This is a genomic window from Streptomyces sp. NPDC057271, assembly GCF_042668715.1.
In the GTDB taxonomy this organism is placed as follows: domain Bacteria; phylum Actinomycetota; class Actinomycetes; order Streptomycetales; family Streptomycetaceae; genus Streptomyces.
Genome location: NZ_JBHUYJ010000054.1, coordinates 32,303 through 52,219 on the forward strand (window position 1 = coordinate 32,303; position 19,917 = coordinate 52,219).

The following is a 19,917-nucleotide window of genomic DNA, read 5'->3' on the forward strand; positions in this document are numbered from 1 at the left end:
GCGACTACGACCGGCGCGAAGGTCTTGGGTCGACTCCACAGCAACCGCCGCACCCCGGTCCTGGCCCGCCTCGACGACGGCTCCTACCTGTCGGTGATCGGCACCGTCAACGTCCGGGTCATCGACGCCGAGATCACGGTGACCTGCGCCGACGGAACCGTCTTCACCGGCTCCTACCGGCTGGTCACCACCTTGACCGACGCCCATCGACATCCCGCGGCGGCGCTGATCGACCTCTACCACGAGCGCTGGGAACACGAGAGCGCGTACTACGCGCTCCGCCACACGATCCTGGCCGGTCGCAACCTCCGCTCGGGCGACCAGGCCGGCCTCGAACAGGAGATGTGGGCCCTGCTCGCGCTCTACCAGGCCCTACGGGCCGTGATGGTCGAGGCCGCCGAGTCCGTCCCCGGCACCGACCCCGATCGTTGCTGTTTCAATGTGGCTCTCCAGACCGCCCGTGACCAGGTCGTCCAGGCCGTCGGGATCGTTCCCGATGAGCACGGATGCCTCGGACTGATCGGCCGCCGGGTGATGGCCCGCCTCCTTGCGCCCCGCCGTCATCGGACCAGCACCCGCAAGGACAAGTCGCCGATGTCCCGCTGCAGCGCGCGACACGACGGCGGCCGCCCTGACCGGAGCTGCACGATCACCGACCTCGCCGTCACCGTCCTCGAACCCGGCCCCGAACAGCCGTCTTTGCCCACGGCCTCCCGAGACGACCGCTACACCGTCCGGGCCCAGCGCCGACGTCATCGCGTCCTCGCCCTGCTGCACGACGACCCGGCCCGCCTGTGGAGACCTGCGGAGATCGCCGCCCACTTCGGCAACATCACCCTGCACACCATGTATCGGCAGCTGTCCCGATGGGCCAACACCGGGCTCATCCACAAACTCGGACCGGGCCTCTACGCAGCAACAGCCTGGACCTCAACCCCCTTGCCACCAGCACAAACAGGCGCCGGTGGTCCATCCGGTCCGGGATCTCGCCGGGGCGGAGGCGGTCCGGAGCCGGCCGGTGCGTCGTTTCACTTTGGCGGGGACCGGGCAATTGCACCGGCCGGGCCTGGAGCACCGAAGTAGGCCGACACCACTTCTACGCCCCCGCCTGTGCCCTTGTCGAAGCCGGCCGCCATCGCCCCGGTATCGCTGAACACCTCACAGTCCTCCCGGGCATCATCCCCCTCGCCTTCCCCGCCGCTGACACCGCCTGGGCCCAGGCCCGCGCCCGTTGTACCGCCGCCCCCACCCCGGAACAACCCGACAGTGCCGTCGTCGCCACCGCGGTCCCCACCGCTGGAAGGGTGGGCCCGCGCGCGTCGTCGAGCTCACCTGTACGAGCCCGGGGAGCCTCCTCCACGTAGTCGGACAAGCGAAGTCAGGCCACGCCCATAGTGTGTTCAAGCCGTGTATGGCAGGAGTAGCTCCGGAACCGACTCTTCACTTCGAACGCACATGCCAGACTCGCTGACGCTCCGCCAGGAGAGATCCGCACACTCGACGCCGCCCCCGGACTGCATGGACCGGGGGCGGCGTTCCATGCGCCCGGAAGGGGAACAGTGGCAGCTCAGGACTCCCTGCTCAAGAAGTACGGGGACCGGTCATACCGGCACGTGACGATGATCCGGCACCAGGGCACGACGATCGCGTTCGCGATGGACGCCTCCCGCCGGATCGTCTACACGGTGCTGGACCTGTCCGGTCCGGCGGCCAAGGGGGAGGTGGACTCGGCGTACTGGAGCGACAACCCGGCCGAGGTGGCCTTCCCCCGGGAGATCTCCGAGGTGGGGTACGCCGTGGTCGGCGCGACGGCGATGCCGACGGTGAAGCGGGGCGGGGCGGAGGCCGGTGCCGGCGAGCGGCCGACGGCCGCGGAGATCGACCCGTTCCAGTCCAGCACGGCGCGGCTGACGGCGGACGCCCCGTTCCACGTCCTGTCGGACGGCACCTACGTGGTGGTGCTGCGGCAGTCGGTCGGCGAGACGCATCCGGACGCGGTGTACAAGCTGACCGGCGGCGGCAGTTCGGGGGACGCGTCCCGCGCCGACTACGTGCTCAGCGGCGCGAAGAAGGTGCCGCTGGTCCGCGACACCCTGCTCGTCGACCGGTTCGTGCTGGTGGACGGCAAGTTGAAGCCGGTGCTGGAGGTGCGCTTCAAGCGCAGCCGGCACGCGACCCGCCCGGAGTCGGCCAAGGACAGCCTGGGCACCGAGGACATGGAGGGCCGCCCGTTCCACGAGCCGACCCAGGAGCTGTCCTTCGTCCGGAACCTGACGCAGGGCCGGTTCGCCGCCGTCCTGGTGCCGACCGCCGTCTCCAACGTGCAGCGCTGGCAGCTGTTCGCCCACAACGACGCCACCGGGCGGGTCGACAGCTTCAACGTCGAGCAGGGCGCCCAGGGGCTGTTCAACACCCAGGGCACCCGCTTCTGGACCAGCCCGGATGTGGCCTACCGGGACTCGGTGTTCGAGCGCAGCCCCGGCACCTGCCCCTTCACCGGCCGCGAGCTGGTGCCGGTGACCGGCAGCGAGGGCCATGCGGAGACCGCGCTGCGCCTGGACGGCGTCGACGCCCACCTCGACCTGGGCAACCGGGGGCCGCTGCACTTCGGCGGGAAGCCCTACTCCATCGAGGCGTGGGTCAAACCCGCCGCCCTCGACGGCCCGGTGCTGGGCCGCGGCGGGGAGTACCTGTTCGGCGTGGACGCCAACGGCGCGGTGTTCCTCAGCCACGACGGGGCGCCGACAACGCTCACCTCCACCGAGACGCTCACGGCGGACAGCTACGCCCACATCGCCGCCACCTTCGACGGCACCACGGCGAAGGTGTACGTCAATGGCAAGCAGGCCGGTAGCGCGGCACTGCCGTTCACCCCGGTCACCGGCGTGAACACCCTGGTCGGCAGGCGGAGTTCCGGCGGCACCGACAGCTTCTTCAACGGCGACCTCGACGAGCTGCGGATATGGAACCGGGTGCGTTCCCAGGCCGAACTCACCACGGACCTGAACAACCGGCTGATCGGCAACGAGCCGGGCTTGGTGGCCTACTACCGCTTCGACGAGGGCACCGGCACCACCGCCCACGACCAGAGCGACCACGCCGGGCACGCCACGCTCGTGGGCAACTCGCGGTGGACCGGCTCGGACGCCCCGGTCGGCGACCACCCTGGGGTGCGGCGCGACAGCTTCACCCTCAAGGGCCGCTCGGTGGTCTCCGGCATGTCGGCCCTGCTCTACCACCAGCAGGAGAACGTCGTCGCGGGCTACCGCGCCGACCCCAAGCCCGCCAAGCGGCAGGCCCGGGTGATGCTGGCCTTCGCCGCCAAGTACGGCCAGGAGCCTGCCGTGGCCGCCCTGGACTTCGCCGTGGGCCGGGACGGCCGGCTGGCCCAGGTGCCGGACGTGCTGGACCCGCAGGTGCTCAAGCGGCCGACGAGGGGCCAGGACTCGGAGCAGGTCAGCACCCTGCAGCAGTTGGTCAAGCGGCTGGAGCCGGAGGTCGCTGTCATCGAGGCGGACATCAACCGGCTGAAGGGCGCGGCCGGGCGGCTGGCCGAGTACCAGGCGGAGCACGACCGGCTCAAGCCGGGATTCGATGCCCTGGAGCAGCGCTATTTCGCCGAGAAGGACCTGATCACCTCCTGGACCTACCGGATCGAGCTCAAGACGCCGCGCACGGTACAAGTGAACAGCGCCGCCTACAAGCTGCAGTGGCTGGTCACCGCCAACGCCAGCCAGCAGGGCGCCCCGGTGCTCTTCCACGACCAGCGCCCCGATTGGACCTGGCGGGTGGAGGCGGTCGGCGAGAGCCAGGACGGCCTGCCCTGCTACTGGCTGTCCTTCGCGCAGTACGACAAGGACGTGCGCGTCCTGAACAACTCCCTGGCGGAGAACGAGAGGCTGGACACCATCGCCCGCACCCCGGGCAACCGGTCGGCGCAGTTCCAGCTGATCGCCGAGGGCGAGTACGTCCGCATCGTCAACCGGGCGAGCCGGCTCGCGATCGGCTCCCCCTCCACGTACTACTTGGCCTCGGCGGTGCAGTCGGCCGAGTGCCTCAAGGCGGACTCGGGCCTGTTCCGGATGACCCGCGTGGCCATGCGCTCCGGAGTGGACGTGCAGTACCTCGCGGCCAAGGCGCAGCTGGACACTGCCCGCGCCCTCCTCCAGGAGGCGCTCAAGGCCCAGCAGCGGATCGCGGAGCTGCAGCTCAACCTGACCTCCAAGCAGGCGGAACTCGCCGATGCCAGAAGCCAGTTGGCCAAGCTGTCGGGCGCGCTCCAGGGCGACGACGACCTCACGGTCGCGATGCCGCTGCTCGCGGTGGACAACACCGGCCTGAGCCTGACCGGCGGCCTGCTGGAGTTCGCCCGGGGCACCGACCGGCCCGCGCTGCTGGACAGCGGCACCGGCAACCTCGTGCTGTACTTCCGCGGCGCCGACGACCAGTTCTTCGCCGCGTACTACGACACCGCCGTCCTGCGCGGCACCCGGACGCTCGCCGGGGACACCGGCACGATCGGCTTCCTCGCCCGGGACCCGGCCGTTCCCCTGGACGGCGCCACGATCACGGTCAGCGACGGCGACGCGCCCGGCCGCTGCGACCTGACGATCACCGTCGGCGCGGACACCGAGACCTGGCGCTCGCTGCCGCGCAGGGCCGAGCAGATGGCCGCCGCGCTGGTCGGCAGCCCCGGCCGCCCGGTGACGCTCGGCGCGGTCGCCCGGGTGACGGGCAGCACCGTCGAACTCACCACGCCCACCACCGTCGCCGTCCCGGCCAAGGCCCACCTGCAGATTGGCGGCACCGGCTACGCCGTGGCCACCGACGCCCCGATCGGCGCCAAGTCGCTGGAGCTGAAGGCGAAGAGCGTCCCGGCCAAGTCCGGCGACAAGGTGAGCCTGGTCGGCTACGACTGGGCCCGGGCGCAGTCCTCCCGTCCCGGGGTGCTGCTCTCCGCCGGCTCCCGCCTGGTCACGCTGAGCACGGGCGGGGTCGAATCCGTGCCCAACGGCACCGCCAAGGCGGCGATCACCGGGCGCGGCTGCCGATGGCGGGCCGAGATGCCCGGCCGGGCCTTCCTGTTCGACGGCAAGGAGCAGTATCTGACCCTGCCCGCCGGCAAGCAGCAGAGCATCGCCCCGACCGGTGACCTGAGTCTGGAGGCATGGGTCAACCCCGAGGCCGGAGGGGGCCGGATCGTCCACGCCAGGACGGACGGATCGGGCTACTCCCTGGCGCTCACCCCGGCCGCCCTGCCGGCCTGGCAGTTCGTTAACGGCACCAAGGCCCAGCTGACTCCCTCGCTCGACCTGGCGAACCGGGACTTCACCATCGAGCTGTGGGCCAAGCGCAACCAGTCCCGGGGCCGCGTCGAGCCGCTGCTGTTCCACGGCGCGACGGCCGGCCGGGTCGACCAGTCCCTGCACCTGTGGTTCCACCCCGACGAGACCTTCTACTTCTCGCTGTACGGCGACGACATGAAGACCACTCAGGCATACCCGGACCTGGAGTGGCACCACTGGGCCGCTGTGTACAAGAACGCCACCCGGGAGCAGATCCTCTACCGGGACGGCGTCGAGGTCGCCCGCCGCACCTCCACCGGGGCCTACACCGGCAACGGTCCTCTGGTCCTGGGCCACTTCCCCTTCAGCGGCGACTACCTCGACGGCCAGATCGACGAGGTCCGGGTCTTCGGCCGGGCCCGCACCAAGCAGGAGATCTCCGCCGAGCGCCACCAGCGCCTCTCCGGCCGGGAACCCGGCCTGCTGGGGTACTGGACCTTCCCCGGCACGAGCGGCCCGGCCTCGCCGATCAAGGGCTACCAGGTGACCGCCCGGGTGGGCGACCGGGTGCTGAAGTCGGGCGAGCGCTTCCCCTGCAACGAGTGGGCGCACCTCGCCGCCACCTTCACCCAGTCCTGGGCACTGAGCCTGGACGGCGGCGAGGGCCTGTCGGTGGCCGCGCAACCCGCACTCGACGTGCTGGAGGACCTCACCGTCGAGGCCTTCGTCCGCATCGACAAGCTGGGCACGCCCATCGGCCTGCTCACCAAGGGCACAGCCGTCGACGGCGGGCGGGACGGCGTCCCGTACCACCTGGGCATCCGGGCCGATGGCCTGGTGGAATTCGCCTTCGCCGAGGCGAACGGCAAGCCCGTCCGCTACACCTCCGACCGGGCCGTCACGCCCGGCGCGTTCCAGCGCATCACCGTGGTGCGCGAGCGCCGCAAGCCCGCAGTGCCCACCACTACCCAGACGACCACGAACGCGGTCCAGCCGGAGCAGGAGATCCGCTTCTACCTCGACGGCGGTGCCGTCGGCAGCTTCGTGTACAGCGGCCCCGGCGCGCAGGCCAACAACAGCGAGGTGGTGATCGGCCGCGGACTGACCGGCGTGCTGTGCGAGCTGCGGCTGTGGAACTCCGCCCGGCCGCAGGCCCGGCTCGGGCTGCCGGTCACCTCGCGCGAGAAGGGCCTGCTGGCGCGCTGGGCGTTCAACGAGAACGCCGGCAACGTCACCCTCGACGTGTCCGGTACCTTCCCGGCGAAGCTGCGCGGCGCCCGCTGGACCCGTGACGTCGACCCCCTGGCCAGCCCGCTGCGGCTGTACCGCAACGGCGAGCCGCTCTCCGAGGCACCACTGACCGCACAGGACACCACCGCGGCCTGGGGCGACCCCCAACTCACCCTGGGCGCACGGCTGGAGGACGGCAAGCCGGTCGACCTGCTCACCGGCACGCTGGAGGAGGTCCGCATCTGGCGGACCGTCCGCACCCAGGAACAGATCCAGGACAACCTGTTCACCCGCCTGCGCGGGGAGAAGCAGGACCTGCTCGGCTACTGGCCGTTCGACCGGGACTCCACCGAGCCCGGCAGCACGTCCGTCCGGGACGAGGGCCTGCGCGGCAACAGCCTGGGCTTCTCCGCCAAGCGACCGCGCACCCTGCTCTCCACCGCGCCCGTCTCCACCGACACCGCCCAGGTCCGCTCGGCCCTCGCCGACGTCCGCACCCCCTTCCACGACACCATCGCCGGCGCACCCGCCGTCACCGAGTACGCCGATCTCCAGTACGACGCCAAGGGCGAGGCGCTCGGCGTGCTCAAGCGCTGCTACGCCTTCGTCCGGGACGGCCGCTGGCACCTGGTCACCGGCTACAAGGTCGGCGACCTGACCACCGAGTGGGTCGGCCAGGCCCAGTTCGACCCGCAGCTCGTCGGCTACGTCGAGGGCGCCCCGCCGGTGCCGTCCGAGAACCTCACCGACAAAGCCGACGGCTGGGCCGGCGCCTCCTCCGTGGAGTTCGCCGAGGCCGACCAGGTGGTGCGCAGCCTCTCCTCCAGCAGGACCCGCAGCGTCAACGCCGCCTTCAACTTCTCCTTCGGCGTCGAGACCGACGCCAGCGTCCTGACGATCACCGCCCCGCTCGGCTTCGGCACCGCGTCCCCGCTGGCCGAGGGCCAGATGAAGATCGGCGGGAAGGGAAGCCTGGAGTTCGCCAACACCTGGAGCACCGACACCAAGGTCAGCCAGGGCAGGAACACCGCCCGAAGGACGAAGCTGGCGCTGACCGGGTACACCGAGGACGCGGCCAAGGTGCTGAACAGCGCCATCGGCCGCCGGTACGTGCCCGCCAACACCGGCACCGCCCTGGTCCAGTCCCAGACCGCCGACGTCTTCGCGCTGCGCCTGGCGCACACCGGCGCCCTGGTCGCCTACCGGATGCTGCCCAACCCCGACATCCCGCTGGACTGGAACATCATCCACTTCCCGATCAACCCCCGCTACACCAAGCAGGGCACCCTGGACGGCGCGGTCGGCATCGACGACCGCGGCAAGGTCACCGACCCCGACTACCCCACCGCCACCGCGTACGGCGAGTACAGCTACTTCAAGCCCCGGGACGCCTACGCGCTCAAGCGCCGCATCACCCGCGACCAGCAGCGCCTGGAAGCCTTCTACGAGTCCGTCTCCACCGAGACCCACCACACGGACCCGACCGAGGGTCAGGCACAGTCGGTGCTGCGCTCGATGGGCGTCTCCGGCGGACAGCAGGAGACCAGCCGCGGCACCTCCGGCAGCGCGGCCGCGACCGGCTTCTCGCACCGGGACCTGGCCAACACCTACGTCTGGACCGCCCAGGGCGGCTTCTTCGCCGAGACCACCGAGGCCACCGACGCCGTCAGCGAGACCACCTCCGGCTCGTACAGCTTCAGCGGCTCGTTCGGCGCCAGCTTCGAAGGCAGCTTCGGCGCCCTCGGTCTCGGATGGTTCGGCAGCCTCGACGCCTCCGTGGGCGGCGGTTTCAGCGTCACCCGGGCCAAGGCCAAGGACGCCTCCCGCTCCTTCGGCCTCGACGTCCAGTGCGCGCCCTCCGGCGACCTCCAGCGCCGCGACAGCAACGGCAAGCCGGTCTACGACGCCGCCGGCAAACCCGTGCTGGTGCCCGGCAAGGTCGACGCCTACCGCTTCCTCACCTTCTACCTCGGCGAGAACAGCGCCAACTTCGACGACTTCTACCACAAGGTCGTCGACCCGACCTGGCTCTCCAACAGCGCCGCCCCTGACGCCGCCGCCCTCCGCCAGGCCCGGCAGAACTCCGCCAAGCCCCCGTGCTGGCGCGTCCTGCACCGCGTCACCTACGTCAGCCGCGTCCTCGCCCCCGTACCGCCGCCCGGCGCACCGCCGCTGGAGAAGGCGATGCGCGCCGAGAACATCGACAGCAACTACGAACTGATCAAGCGGCTCGAACCGTACGTCCGCCCGGCCGCCACCACCACCGGCGCCCTTGCCACCGCCACCCGGGAGGTCCTCGCGACCCAGCTGCCCGAGCTCCTGCCCCACGCCACCGAGATCATCGACTACCTCACCCGCTACTTCGGCATGGAGAACTGACTCCCGCCCGGCCCTCAGGCACCCCGGAGGGCCGGGTCCGCCTCGTTCGCACCGCCCCGGCAACAAGGCAACAGGTCCTCTACCTCACCGTCAGGACCCAGCGGGTGCTGCGCGAGCGGCTCGCAGCGTACGCCGCCGACCTTTCGGCCCTATGCGACCGCCGCCCGTCCCTCACCCCGGACCCGACGACCGCGCGGCCGTGAAGGGCGACGGGCAAACGTGCCGCCCAGCGACGGACCGTCGTCACGCGGCCGCATAGCTGGCCCACTCCAGGTCGTCCTGATCGTCGTCGTGATTGTCAAGTGCCGCACGATCGAACCCGCCGCCGACGGCACCGGCCCGCACGCTCAGGCCGCACACCGCCGGACCGGGCGCCGACAGCGATCGAACACACGCGCCGACGGGCGGGGACGGATCAGCCCGTCCCCGCCCGTCGGCGTACCCAGGCAGACTCGAAGACCGCAGCAATCAGCGACAACACCTCCGTCGGCGACAGCTGCGCACCGCTCCACGGCCCGACCGCGAACTCATGATCGGCACTCGATACAGCCCCTAGCATAGTGATCGCCCCCAGAGCGGGGATTCGCTTGGCCTTGTTCACGAGAACCGGGTTCTGGCACAGATCTTGGGGAGCCGTCGCGGAGCGTTACCTCGATGTTCGATTGCGAGGGACTGGCTCGTGCGAGACGGCGTACGCCTTGGCGTCTGACAGCCGGAAGTGACGCTCCCTCAGGTGTATTCCGTCCGTTCCTCTGGTCGGCTGTGGACGGTGATGGTGCTGGCCATGCAGACCGACGCACCGTTCTGGGACTCGCTGGTGTTCGAGGGGATCGACGAGGTGGATGTCGAGGCGGTTACGGCCGCGTTCGGCACGGTCGAGGTGGCGGCGAGAGGCCGCGCGGCCGCGGCGGCGTGTCCGGACTGCGGCCGCTTCTCGGACCGAATCCACGACCGTTACCAGCGCAGGCTGAAGGACCTTCCGCTCGCTGAGCAGGGCTTTGTGATCCGGCTGACGGTCCGACGCTTCATCTGCGGGTCGGCGGAGTGTCCGCGCCGGACGTTCGCCGAGCCGTTCTCGCGGCTGGCCGCCCCGTACGCACGGTTCACCACGCGGCTCAACCACGCCCTGGAGCGGGTTGGGCTTGCCCTCGCGGGGCGGGCCGGCGCGCGGCTGGCCGCCCAGCTGGGATTCGGCGCGGGAAGGATGACCCTGTTACGCAGGGTCATGACACTGCCCGATCCACGGTTTAGCACGCCGCGTGTGCTGGGCGTGGACGACTTCGCGATCCGTCGCGGCCAGACCTACTCCACCGTCTTGACCAGCGTCGAAGACCATCGCGTGGTCGATATCCTCCCGACGCGTGAAGCCGGGCCGCTGGCCGCCTGGCTGGTCCGCCACCCCGGCGTGGAAATCATCTGTCGAGACCGGGCAGGCGCCTACGCCGAGGGCGCCCGGCGCGGAGCCCCCGACGCTCTGCAAGTCGCCGACCGGTTCCATCTGTGGCAGGGCCTCGGCCGGGCCGTGGAGACCTGCGTCGCCGCCCACCGCGACTGCGTGCGCAATCCGTCGCCCAGCGGCATGCTGCCGCAGGGCACCCGACCAACTTCCGGTTGGCCGCCGGACGACTCGGACCCCGTCGGCCGGCGGGCCGAGCGCAAGAAGGCCGCTCACACCCTGGTCCACGAGATGCTCGCCCAGGGCCACTCACGCCGGGCGATCGCCCGGCACCTGGGCTGGGGCCTGAACACCGTGCTCCGGTACGCGAACGCCGTACGCTGGCAGGACACCATCCGCGAGAACCCGCCCCGGCCCAGCAGGCTGGACCCCTACAAGCCCTACCTGGAAAGGCGATTCGCCGAGGGATGCACCAGTGTCACCCGACTGCATGGCGAACTGGTCGCCGAGCACGCCCCGGTCACGTACGGCATGGCCCGCTCCCACATCGCCACCTTGCGCGGAGCTCCTTCCGAGGCGCCGCCCCGGCCGCCGACGGTGCGGCAGGTGACCGGCTGGCTCACCCGCCACCCCACGACCTTGACCGAGGAAGACCGCGTCGGCCTGAAGGAGGTCCTGGCCCGCTGCCCTGAACTGGACACGGCCGCCGGACATGTCCGCGGCTTCGGAGAGATCCTCACCGACCGCCTCGGCGCCACACTCCCTGCCTGGATCGACGCACTAGACGCCAGCCAGCTGCCCGGGCTCACCGGTTTCGCACTCCGCCTGCTCCGAGACCTCGACGCCGTGACCGCCGGGCTCACTCTCGACTGGAGCTCCGGCAGCATCGAGGGTGCCGTGAACCGCATCAAGAAGATCAAGCGGCAGCTCTACGGTCGGGCCGGATTCGAACTCCTACGCAAGATGGTCTTGCTTCAGTAGCGCATCACCCGGGTGCCGGCTCGCACCCGCCGCGTCCCAGATCAGAGTTCGCTCGTCCAGATTCCGACAGGATGGTCACTCGGAGGCAGCCACAACTGAGGCTGTGACTCGCGATGCCTCTCGTCAGCCTGCTCATCCCAGTGGAAACGGCCCTCAGCATCAGGCCACGCGACCTGCAGCACGGGGAGAGGCGGCCGCCGGTAGAACCCGATGGCCTGCCCGAAAAAGGTCCGGTGCCAACCGCGATCAACCTGCCTGAGCGTGACTCGATGACCAGCGACAACATCAGGATGGCTCTGGCCGTCCGCCAGTGCTTCACCCGAGGCGGACTTCCCTCCGAGGGTGTTGAGCATGCGGTGCATGGCGTGGAGATCGAGCCCGAACATGGCGAGTTCAGGTCCGCCGTGCGTGTGCGCGAGGCCGATCGTGTAGGCGAATCCAGGACCGATCTCGTCTTCGGGAACCATCACGACGTGCCATCCGTGCTGCTGAACATGCTCGATGACCGTCAGATCCATGCGGTCCGCTTCGTCCCGGTCGCCGTAGTCATGGCAGAGGACACAGCGGCACTGGAACGGATCATCAGTCATGTGCGGAGGGTACGAGGTGAGCCCTCACGTCGAGCCACCGGGGTTTGGACCGCTCTCAATCGAACAGCGCCATCACCCTCCGCGTTGGCTCCCCAAGATCTGTGCCAGAACCCGGTTCTCATGAACAAAGCCATCCAGGAAAGTCCTACGGCTGCCGCAATGGCCACACCTTTCCCCTGCGGACAATCCAGTCGCCTCACTCCTCTTCTGAATCTGACGCCCTGTCGGCTGCACCCTTCTCGATCGGCCAACGAGGGTCCGACATTGCGGTTTTCAGCCAAACCGTCACGACCGCACGAAAATATCGGGCACTGGAGATTTCGTTCGAGTGCAGCCCAGGACTGTGATCACAATTCACGACGGTGGGGCCTGTCACCTTCCATAGCTGGTCAATAAAGTGGCGAAATAGAACCCTTTACTACGGGCTGCTCGGCGACGAAGCTTTGGGACCGGAGCGTCGCCCCGATGGCGCCGCCAAGACGCGCCCCGAACCCACGTTCCCTTGGCGTTCGGCATGCTGAACGGGGGCGGACACAGGGTTTGGCGCCTGTTAAAGGGTTTCGCAGGCAGTGCGGCACCGGCGGTCATGTTCGCCGCCGGCCGTATGGCTTTTCACTGTCCGTACAGGAGTCAGATGCCTGGGCGTGCGATCCGAATTCACGGCGGCAAGATTTTCGATCCGGGATCGACAGGACCTCAATCCAGAATGAATGCTGCTTTCAGCAGATGACGACTGCAGGACAATCCGCCGAAGCTTCGAGGATTCACATCCGGATGCGCCCCCGCGCACTCCGTGCGCCGCGCCGTCCGAAACCGTCCAGCGCCGTGGATGCCACAGTGCGCTCGATGCGCCGGGTGACGTGGGCACGCCCGGTCGATACGTTCCGAAGGCATAGTCCAACCTGCGGTCCCCGCGGTGGAGAGGATGGGCATGACGAGCCAGGCAAGCGAAGTCGATCTCCAAAACCTTCTTGGCCGGGCGCTGGACGCAACAGGTCAGACCGCCCGGTGGACCGTGGATACGGATGCGACGTGGTGCCGCCTCACGCCGGCCTCCGCGGCGCAGCGCATGCAGGGCTGGAAGCTGCACGTGTCGGCGACGTCCGCCTCCGCTCCCGCGGTGTTGGCCAAGTCCCTGGGCGTGCTGCTGCTCCGGGATTGCGTGTTCAAGTTCGCCCGTTCCCTGGAACAGGTGGGCGCGCTCAACTCCCGCGCCACTCCGAGGGGTAGCTCCGGCAAGTTCATCACCGTCTACCCCCGCTCCGACGCCGACGCCGCCGATGTCGCGCTGGAGTTGCACCGGGCCACGAAGGGACTCGCCGGCCCTCGGATCCTGTCGGACCAGCCCTACGCCGTGGACAGCCTGGTGCACTACCGCTACGGGGCGTTCGTCGGCCGGCAGCGGTTGTCGGACTCGGGCCTGCTGGTGTGGTACATGGAGGACCCGGACGGCAACCCCGTGGAAGACGTGCGCACCGGGCGTTACTCCCCTCCGTCCTGGGCGGTGAGCCCCTTCCCCACCGCCGTGGTCGCCCCGCCCGAGGCGGCCGCGACGGGCCCAGTCCTGCTGGGCGGGCGCTTCTCCGTACGGGAGGCGATCCGCCACACGAACAAGGGCGGCGTCTACCGGGGGACGGACGTCACCGCGGACGCGCCGGTGGTCATCAAGGAGGCCCGGCCGCACGTGGAAGCCGACGCCTCCGGATCCGACGTGCGGGACTGGCTGCGCGTCGAGGCCCGGGTTCTGGAGTTCCTCGACGGCACGGGACTGGCTCCGCGGCTGCTCGCCGTGTTCGAGCACGGCGGACACCTGTTCCTGGCCGAGGAGGAGATCGAGGGTGTCCCGCTGCGCAACTGGGTCGCCGAGCGCTTCCGCGACGTCGGCGGCGAGCGCTACCGCGCCGAAGCCCTGGCCCAAGCAGGGCGTCTGGTGGACCTCCTCGCCGCGGCCCACGCCCTGGGCTGCGTCCTGAGGGACTTCACGCCCGGCAACATCATGGTCCGGCCCGACGGCGAACTGCGCCTCATCGACCTGGAGCTCGCCGTCCTCAAGGACGACGTCCCGCTCCCGACCACGGTGGGGACCCCCGGATTCAGTGCCCCCGAGCGGCTGGCGGGCGCTCCGGTCTCGCCGACGGCCGACTACTACAGCCTGGGTGCCGCCGTGTGCTTCGTCCTCACCGGGAAGGTCCCCAGCCTGCTGCCCGAGGAGCCCGCGGTCAGGACCGAGCACGAGCGGCTCGCCGAGTGGCTGGCCGCCTGCGACGAACTACTGCGACTGCCCGACGGTCTGCCCGAGATGATCCTCGGGCTGATGAGTGACGATCCCGCCGAGCGCTGGGACCCCGACCGGGCCGGCGCTGCCCTTCGCCGGGCCGTACGGGGACTCCCGGGCCGGGCCGCTGCGGGCCCGGCCGACCGGGCCCCGCATTCCGACGCGACGCAGGGCGCGGTGGCGGGGATCGTGGACCACCTCATCGGCTCGATGACCCCGCAGGACGAACGCCGCCTGTGGCCGGTGTCCACCATGGCGGGAGAGACCGACCCGTGCACGGTGCAGCAGGGCGCCGCCGGTGTCCTCGCGGTCCTGACCCGGTACTTCGAGTTGACCGGTGACCAGCGCCTGCCGGAGGTGCTCTCCACCGCGGGGCACTGGATAGCCGCGCGGACGGACACCCGCTCCACGCGAGCCGGCCTGCACTTCGGCGGCCGGGGGACAGCCTGGGCGCTGTACGAAGCCGGCCGCGTCCTCGACGACCGCGCGCTCCTCGAGCACGCGACGGCCCTGGCCCTGGCCCCCCAGGAACCGGCACCCCACCACGACATCACCCACGGCCGGGCGGGGAGCGGACTGGCCGCCGCCCACCTCTGGCAGCGCACCGAGGACCAGCGATTCGCCGAACGCGTCGTCGAGGCGGCCGACGCGCTGACCGCCGCTGCGACGCCCGAACCGTCCGGTGTCAGCTGGCCCGCGCCTCCCGAAGTGGTCACCGGGAGCGCCGGTGACCGCTATCTCGGCTTCGCCCACGGGACGGCCGGCATCGGATGCTTCCTGCTCGCCGCTTCAGCCGTCACGGGCCGTCGGGAATACAGGGACCTGGCCCTGGCAGCGGGAGACGCGCTGGCGGCCACCGCCCTGACGGTCGGCGAGGCGGCACAGTGGCCCTCCTGCGCCGGTGACGTGCCCACCGCCCTGACGGTCGGCGAGGCGGCACAGTGGCCCTCCTGCGCCGGTGACGTGCCCACCGCCCCGTACTGGTGCCACGGTTCGGCAGGAATCGGCTCCTTCCTGCTCCGGCTGTGGCAGGCCACCGGCGACGACCGGTACGGCGGCCTCGCCCTGGGCGCGACGAGGGCCGTCATGGAGCGTGCCTCCCGGGCCCCCCTCGCCCAATGCCACGGCCTGGCGGGCAACGGCGACTTCCTCCTCGACATGGCCGCCGCCACCGGCGATCCCGCCCACCATGCGTCGGCCGAGGCCCTGGCCCGCCTCATTACCGCCGAACAGATCCACCGCGACGGCCACGTCGTCTTCCCCAACGAGTACGGGGACATCTCGACGGGCTGGAGCGACGGGTCCGCAGGAATCCTGGCGTTCCTCCTGCGGACCCGCCACACGGACTCCCGGCTCTGGACGATCCAGCAGCCGGGCTGACAGGAACCCCTGTCGACACCATCAAGAGAAGGAGAAAGTCATGGAGAACCGCGACCTCGAACTGCTGGCTCACCTGCACGCCCTTCCGGAGACCGACCCGATCGGCGCCGACGGAGCCGCGTTCGCCGACACGTGTGCGTGCGTCGGCCTGCTCACGCTCCTCAACACCGTCTGCGTCGGCATCAGCTGCGCCTGACCAGGCCGTAGCCCCCTCGGATCCGATACCGCCCGGCGGCCTCGTCAACCGCTCCGCTGCTGACGAGGCACTGAACGCCGGTCACCCGTAGGCCAGCGACACCCAGTGCGCCTGCGGCCGCATCGCCAATCCGATCAGGGCAGCACGAGGAATCCCGGCCGACCTCCGGCCGGTGGCCGCCCCCGCGGCAGCCACCGGCCGGAGCATCCGGCCCCGCCTCTATGGGGCACGAAGCACCCGCCCCCGAGCACCGCACCGCCTCTCTCGCGTATCGCGCGCCCAAGTCCGTGGACGACACCCAGCAGACGAGGACCCGAGTGACCATGCAGCCGCACGCCGGTGCCGGTGCCCCCGCACGGGCGCCCCTTCCGACCTCCGCCACGGCCCCGGACGGCGCGCGGCCCGCCGGCCGGGGGCCGTACGCCATCAGTACCCGAGGCCTGGGCAAGAGCTACCCCGGCCCGGAAGGCAGCGTCACCCCCGCCGTGCGCGGCCTGGACCTCGACGTACACCAAGGCGAGACCTTCGCGTTCCTGGGCCCCAACGGCGCGGGGAAGTCCACCACGATCTCCCTCCTGTGCGCCCTGGCCCGCCCCACCGCCGGAACGGCCACGGTGGCAGGCGTCGACGTCCTCACCCACCCCGACCAGGTCCGCCGTCAGGTCGGCATGCTCTTCCAGCACAGCGCACTCGACATGGAACTGACCGTGCAGCAGAACCTGCGCGTCCACGCCCGGCTGTACGGCATGAGCCGCCGCGACGCCCTACGGCGTACCACCGAGACCCTCGACGCCCTCGGCCTCGGCGACCGGCAGCGGGCCCCGGTCCGCACCCTCTCCGGCGGCATGCGCCGCCGCCTCGAACTCGCCCGTGGCCTCCTCCACGAGCCGCGGGTCCTCTTCCTCGACGAGCCCACCACCGGACTCGACCCCCACGCGCGTGCCCAGGTCTGGGACTACCTGCGCCAATTGCGCGAGAGGCAGGGGACCACGCTCTTCATCACCACCCACTACCTGGACGAGGCCGAGAACTGCGACCGCCTCGCCATCATCGACGCCGGCCGCCTGGTCGCACAGGGGGCGCCCACCGCCCTGAAGGCCGCCATCGGCGACGACCGGGTGGTCCTGCGCACCCACGACGACCCTGCCGCCGACCGCGTCGTGCGCCGCGCCGCACCGCCGGGCACCCGTACGGCCCTCGGCGCCGACGGGATCAGCCTGCGCCTGCCCGACGGCAGCTCCTGGATCCCCCGCCTGTGCGCGGCACTCGACGCTGAGGGCATCCCCGTCCGGGCCGCCTCCGCGACCCCGCCCACCCTCGACGACGTCTTCTTCCACCACACCGGCCGCAGCATCCACACCGCAGGACCCAAGACGGCGGGTGAGGACCTGTGACCGCCCCCGCCGTCACCGCGCCGGGAAACCCCGACGACCACGCCGACCCGCCTCCGGCACCCCCGACCCGCCTGCGCCGGGAACTGCGCGCGATCCACGCCCTGGTCCACCGCGACCTGCTGCGCCTGTCCTTGCAGCGCACCCACACCGCACTGATGCTGATTCAGCCGGTGCTCTACCTCTTCATCCTCGGAGGCGGTCTGGCCACCCTGATCCCCACCGCCACGCTCGGCGTGGGCTACCAGGTGTACCTCTTCCCCGGCATGCTGATGATGACCGTCCAGAGCCCCGCCATCATGGTCGGCATCCGCCTCATCACCGACCGGCAGAGCGGATACCTGCGAGAACTGCTGATGGCCCCGGTCAGCCGGGCCACCCTGCTCCTGGGCAACTGCGCGGGCGGCACCGTGGTCGCCACCGTCCAAGGCGCTGTCCTCCTGGCCCTGGCCGGTGCGGTAGGCCTGCCCTACGACCCGCTGCTGCTGGCCCTGCTCCTCGCCGGCATGATCCTGGCCTCCTTCACCATCACCGCCCTCGCGCTCGCCCTGGCCGTCAGCCTCGGCCGCGCCGAGCTCTTCCACATGCTCCTCGGCCTGGTGATGATGCCGCTGCTCTTCCTCTCCGGCGGCTTTTTCCCCCTCGACAACCTCCCCGGCTGGGCACGCGGGCTGGCCGCCCTGAACCCCCTCGCCTACGGCGTGGACCTGTTGCGCCGCTCCATCGCCTTGCGCGTGCCCGACCAGGCGACCGCGGCAGGCATCGAATGGTTCGGCCACCAGCCCCCGCTCCTCCTCGAAGCCGCTGCCCTCCTCACCGCCGGCGTCCTTGCCCTGCTCTACGCCACCCGGCGCTTCAGCCGCCCCGAATGACCCCACCCGAGCGGATCGCGATCGCCCTGAACGGCCTTGAGTCTCGCGCCGGGGGCCACCGGCACGCGCGGCTGGCGAGGGGCCTGCCGGGCAGCCGGAAGTCGCCGACAGTGTCCCCGGTCTTGGAGGTGTGGGCCATGTGGGACCTCGATTCGTCGCGCGATGCGGGCGCCCCGCGTGCCGTCCGCTCGCCGACCGGGACCACTCCGGGTGGGCCGTGGCCTCGCGGCCTCGTCCCCGTCGCCGTCCTCGCCGGCTTCGCGCCCTCCGCCGCCTCCGTCCTGGCTTTCACAGCCGGAGCAGGCCTTGGCCTCATATGGCTGACGGCGGTGACCGCACGCCTGGCCTCCGACCCGGTCAACCAGAACCCCTGACCGACGGCCGCACCCGCTGCCGCCTCGCCAAGGACTCCGACCTCTACTGTGATGCCGCTGATCCGGTCGTCGCGGAATTCGAGGACCTGGAGGGCCCAGGGCACGTAGCCGGTGCCGTCTGCCCGGGGGCGGTACTGGCCGAAGCCGGGGAAGCCGCTCGCCACGGTCGGGACAAGACGTGAGCCGCGGCAGCCGATCGCAGGGCCGGTGAGCCATGCGTGGATGTCGGGAACACCGCGCATCCATTTCGCGTACAGGGGCAGGCACAGCGTGGCATCGACGTGGAGGAGCATGTTCAGCTCCCCCACGTCTTCTGCGAACCGTGCCTGAGCATCGACTCACTCATACCGTCCCCTGGTGGAGCACAGTGAGTCGACCATGCCGGCCGTAGGTAGACCGACTGGTCCGCACGGGCGGGCCCTGCCCCGAATATGCGCGATAGGACCGGTGCCAGATGGGTGCGGCTCCGGAGAGCTACACCCATCCGAAATCAGGCACAACCCGTCCGCGAAACAGCTGTGTTCGAGGTAGGACCACCGTCAGGCTGCTGGATACATTCGCACGCACAGGCTGGCGCTGTGGGGCGTCATGGGTGACGTCGGATCGGTCTGCAGGTCCTGGCCCGTCTTCTGCCGCCGCGGCGTCACCGGGTCAGCACCCGCAAGGTCAAGTCACCGATGTCCCGCTACAGCGAGCGACGTGACGACGGCCGCCCTGACCACAGCATCAGTGTCACCCGCCTCGCCATCACCATCCTCGAACCCGCTCCCGAACAACCACCGCTGCCCGCGGTCTCACGCGATGACCGGCACACCGCACCCGCCCGGCGCCGCCGACACCACGTTCTTGCCCTGCTCCAGGACGACCCGAACCGACTCTGGAGAGTCGCAGAGATCGCCGCCCGCTTCGGCGACATCCGTCTCGACACGAGGTATCGGCAACTTTCCAGATGGGCCGATAGCGGGCTCATCCACAAGCTCGGCCCCGGCCTCTACGCAGCAACACCATGGTCTCCAGGAGCACTTGCGTGACCTGCGAAAACGCTAAGGGCTTGCAGATCATTAACCCGCAGTCTTGACCTCTGTGGCGATGGTGATTCCGTGGCTGGTCGCGAGGTCGTGGAGGGAGTCCAGGTCGGCCAGTCGGGCTTCGGTGGGTTCAACGGTGTGCCCGGCTGCCTGGAGGAGTTGGCGGACGTCGCGGATGCGGCGGTTGACGGTCTCAGCTGTGACGCCGAAGAGCCGGGCGACGGTGACTTGCGGGAGGCCGAGCCGCTGGTGGAGCAGGACGGCGAGGAGGCGGTCGCCGAGGGTGAGGATGGGGCGGCGGCCGGTGGTGCCGTCGCCCTTGATGCGGGGCCGGTGACCGCGCCGCTTGTCGAGTTCGCCCTCGCGCTGGGCGTCGTGGAGAGCCAGGAGCTGGGCGATCAGGGCGTCCCACTCGACCGCGGTGAGCCCGGTGATTGCCGGATGCTGTAGCCAGGCGAGATCGGGGCTGGGCTGGTCGAACGGGTCCGGGGCCTCGTTGATCTCGGCGTAGGGCTCGGGCCGCAGGGTGTAGTTCCAGTC

Annotated in this window: 11 protein-coding genes; 8 read left to right on the forward strand and 3 right to left on the reverse strand. The window is 70.5% G+C overall.

Annotated elements, in window-relative coordinates; genetic code table 11:
- Nucleotides 1-24 precede the first annotated feature (24 nt).
- The 3 genes from ACFUJR_RS23740 to ACFUJR_RS23750 all read left to right on the forward strand — a co-directional run bounded on the left by ACFUJR_RS23740 (nucleotide 25) and on the right by ACFUJR_RS23750 (nucleotide 11,271).
- Complete coding sequence (locus ACFUJR_RS23740) at nucleotides 25-1,083, forward strand: hypothetical protein (protein WP_383169635.1); 1,059 nt, start codon at nucleotides 25-27, stop codon at nucleotides 1,081-1,083.
- A gap of 476 nt (nucleotides 1,084-1,559) precedes the next feature.
- Nucleotides 1,560-8,894, forward strand: a complete 7,335-nt coding sequence (locus ACFUJR_RS23745) for a LamG-like jellyroll fold domain-containing protein (protein ID WP_383169633.1) — start codon at nucleotides 1,560-1,562, stop codon at nucleotides 8,892-8,894.
- A 784-nt stretch (nucleotides 8,895-9,678) separates the two neighbouring features.
- Complete coding sequence (locus ACFUJR_RS23750) at nucleotides 9,679-11,271, forward strand: ISL3 family transposase (protein ID WP_383179116.1); 1,593 nt, start codon at nucleotides 9,679-9,681, stop codon at nucleotides 11,269-11,271.
- A 41-nt stretch (nucleotides 11,272-11,312) separates the two neighbouring features.
- Here ACFUJR_RS23750 and ACFUJR_RS23755 read toward each other — a convergent pair whose 3' ends face one another.
- Nucleotides 11,313-11,861, reverse strand: coding sequence for a DUF4262 domain-containing protein (locus ACFUJR_RS23755; protein ID WP_383179119.1), 549 nt, complete (start codon nucleotides 11,859-11,861; stop codon nucleotides 11,313-11,315).
- 931 nt (nucleotides 11,862-12,792) lie between these two features.
- On the opposite strand from ACFUJR_RS23755, the gene lanL reads away from it, so the two are divergent.
- The 5 genes from lanL (at nucleotide 12,793) to ACFUJR_RS23780 (ending at nucleotide 18,349) form a co-directional block, all read left to right on the forward strand.
- On the forward strand, nucleotides 12,793-15,516 hold the full coding sequence (lanL, locus tag ACFUJR_RS23760; RefSeq protein ID WP_383179122.1) for a class IV lanthionine synthetase LanL: 2,724 nt from the start codon (nucleotides 12,793-12,795) through the stop codon (nucleotides 15,514-15,516).
- Between the two features lie 40 nt (nucleotides 15,517-15,556).
- Complete coding sequence (locus ACFUJR_RS23765) at nucleotides 15,557-15,712, forward strand: VenA family class IV lanthipeptide (protein ID WP_164877874.1); 156 nt, start codon at nucleotides 15,557-15,559, stop codon at nucleotides 15,710-15,712.
- 323 nt (nucleotides 15,713-16,035) lie between these two features.
- The gene (locus ACFUJR_RS23770) at nucleotides 16,036-17,106 is read left to right on the forward strand and encodes an ATP-binding cassette domain-containing protein (RefSeq protein ID WP_383179131.1); all 1,071 of its coding nucleotides are present in this window, start codon (nucleotides 16,036-16,038) and stop codon (nucleotides 17,104-17,106) included.
- Nucleotides 17,103-17,975: an ABC transporter permease gene (locus ACFUJR_RS23775; RefSeq protein ID WP_383179125.1), complete on the forward strand. Its 873-nt coding sequence runs from the start codon at nucleotides 17,103-17,105 to the stop codon at nucleotides 17,973-17,975. The genes ACFUJR_RS23770 and ACFUJR_RS23775 overlap by 4 nt, the downstream gene beginning before the upstream one ends.
- Nucleotides 17,976-18,112: 137 nt before the next feature.
- The gene (locus tag ACFUJR_RS23780; RefSeq protein WP_383179128.1) at nucleotides 18,113-18,349 is read left to right on the forward strand and encodes a hypothetical protein; all 237 of its coding nucleotides are present in this window, start codon (nucleotides 18,113-18,115) and stop codon (nucleotides 18,347-18,349) included.
- A 794-nt stretch (nucleotides 18,350-19,143) separates the two neighbouring features.
- Here the strand turns inward: ACFUJR_RS23780 and ACFUJR_RS23785 are convergent.
- Together ACFUJR_RS23785 and ACFUJR_RS23790 are read right to left on the reverse strand one after the other, a co-directional pair.
- A complete protein-coding gene (locus ACFUJR_RS23785; RefSeq protein WP_383450693.1) occupies nucleotides 19,144-19,290 on the reverse strand; it encodes a hypothetical protein in 147 nt (48 codons plus the stop codon).
- 120 nt (nucleotides 19,291-19,410) lie between these two features.
- Nucleotides 19,411-19,917, reverse strand: a 507-nt coding sequence (locus tag ACFUJR_RS23790) for a transposase family protein (protein WP_383450695.1), incomplete at its 5' end; no start/stop codon positions are given.

Excerpts from the sequence above, each read along its gene's own strand:
- ACFUJR_RS23765 (WP_164877874.1), top strand. The coding sequence starts at position 15,557 with ATGGAGAACCGCGACCTCGAACTGCTGGCTCACCTGCACGCCCTTCCG.
- ACFUJR_RS23755 (WP_383179119.1), bottom strand. The coding sequence starts at position 11,861 with ATGACTGATGATCCGTTCCAGTGCCGCTGTGTCCTCTGCCATGACTAC.
- ACFUJR_RS23770 (WP_383179131.1), top strand. The coding sequence starts at position 16,036 with ATGCAGCCGCACGCCGGTGCCGGTGCCCCCGCACGGGCGCCCCTTCCG.
- ACFUJR_RS23780 (WP_383179128.1), top strand. The coding sequence starts at position 18,113 with ATGTGGGACCTCGATTCGTCGCGCGATGCGGGCGCCCCGCGTGCCGTC.
- lanL (WP_383179122.1), top strand. The coding sequence starts at position 12,793 with ATGACGAGCCAGGCAAGCGAAGTCGATCTCCAAAACCTTCTTGGCCGG.
- ACFUJR_RS23750 (WP_383179116.1), top strand. The coding sequence starts at position 9,679 with ATGCAGACCGACGCACCGTTCTGGGACTCGCTGGTGTTCGAGGGGATC.